We start from the raw sequence: 1,616 nt of genomic DNA on the forward strand, positions 1-1,616 counted from the left end.
ATTGAATATATAACCAGCCCAGCACTAAAAACATGACGGTAAACAGGGTAATCAGATTGTTTTTCCAGTGCTTGCTAAGTTTATTCCAGGAGTCTCTGAGAGGAACTCCAGCCAAAAATGGCAGACTGATAAACTTAAAGATCTCTACGCTTTGAACAGTTAAAGCTTCATCCATCGTCCGCGGCAGCATCCAATATGCCATGATGATAAGAAATAAGAGCATCCCAGGTATTCCGTTTTGATTATATTTATCAAAAAATCGAGGAAGTCGTTCCTGAAAAAGACGAGCCATAAAAAACCCGGCGATCACCAGCATCGGCATTTGCATATGCATGTGGATGATCATAACGGATTCCATTAAGTCAGCAACCGGAGGAATCATTAACCCGATTAAAAGGACGAGACCGAATAGAAATTGATTCATCGTTCACTCCCCCTTGTCGCTTTCTAATGTATTCATTAGCTTATCTGCCGCTTCATTTACTTGTGAAAAATCCATGACATCTACTAAAGTGCCTTGTGGATTTACTAAATAGAAGGCTGAATTATGAGCAAAATTCCCATTTCCATCCGGAACGACAATGACGCCAAAATTATCTAACAAGGAATCCAATTCCTTCTTATCTGGGATTCTAGCCATTCTCCATGTCTCCCCGTCACTTTTAAATAAATCCTTATACTTATCCAATGTAGCGGGGTCATCCCTGGCTGGGTCAAAGCTGATACTTAAAAAGACAATATCCTTGCCTATATATTCATCAGGAATCTGATCGTACACTTGAGCCATATTTTCTTCCAGTTTGATACAAATAGTTGTACAGCCTGTATAAATGAAGGTAATGAATACATATTTGCCTTCGAATTCATCAATCGAATACGTTCTGCCTTCGCTGTCCTCAAAGGTTACATCCGGGAATTCTGGCTGATTCTCGATGAGCTTCGTCACCCTAGCCGTTTCGGCTGTATAAGCGGTAAATCCATCTGTACCTATATAAAACAAGCTCAAACCAAACACCAAAACAAGAATACAAGAAATGATGGTTTGCCGATTTTTGATCACGGAGATCACTTCCCAAATCTATTTTTCTGATGGCTCTGTTACTATTGACTGTTGATTTTCGCTCCAATCAGCTGAGTTTTTTTATCAATACTGTTTAACAAGCCTAAGTGATAACTACCTATTTGAAAGAGATAGCCCTGACATAAGAGCTATCTCTTCCATTAAAGTCTATTACCAGGTTTTAATTGGCGGTGATCCAGGAGGTGCATTCATTATCATATCAACGATTGGGAGGACATAGGCCATAGAAATCACGAGCAGCATGAGCACAACCCATACTCCCCAGCGTTCTGTCCAATATGGTGTTTTTTCTGCTCCTGCTTCCTCTTCCGCGATTGGAAACTCTGTTACTCCTTTTGGAGCGAAGAACATGAGATTGAATACAGCATACACTTGAAGAATGACGGCAATGAGCAATAATGTTGCCCCAATACCTACAGCTGCCATATATGGGTTCCATCCTAGCTTTTCCGCGAAGTCTCCGTAAGTTGTGAAAGAAGTTCTGCGCGGTGATCCGAATAGGCCCACAATATGCATGGAGATAGCCATTATAACC

Annotated in this window: 2 protein-coding genes and 1 pseudogene; all 3 read right to left on the reverse strand. The window is 40.8% G+C overall.

Going from position 1 to position 1,616, the window contains the following annotated elements; genetic code table 11:
• A partial coding sequence (locus WB217_RS07705) for a hypothetical protein (protein ID WP_423992186.1) occupies window positions 1-424 on the reverse strand: 424 nt, incomplete at its 3' end.
• Window positions 425-427: 3 nt separating this feature from the next.
• Complete coding sequence (locus WB217_RS07710; RefSeq protein ID WP_423992188.1) at window positions 428-1,060, reverse strand: SCO family protein; 633 nt, start codon at window positions 1,058-1,060, stop codon at window positions 428-430.
• 171 nt (window positions 1,061-1,231) lie between these two features.
• Window positions 1,232-1,616, reverse strand: a pseudogene (locus tag WB217_RS07715) (cytochrome C); the annotation flags it as partial.

Source organism: Mesobacillus sp. (assembly GCF_049588175.1).
GTDB lineage: Bacteria > Bacillota > Bacilli > Bacillales > Cytobacillaceae > Mesobacillus.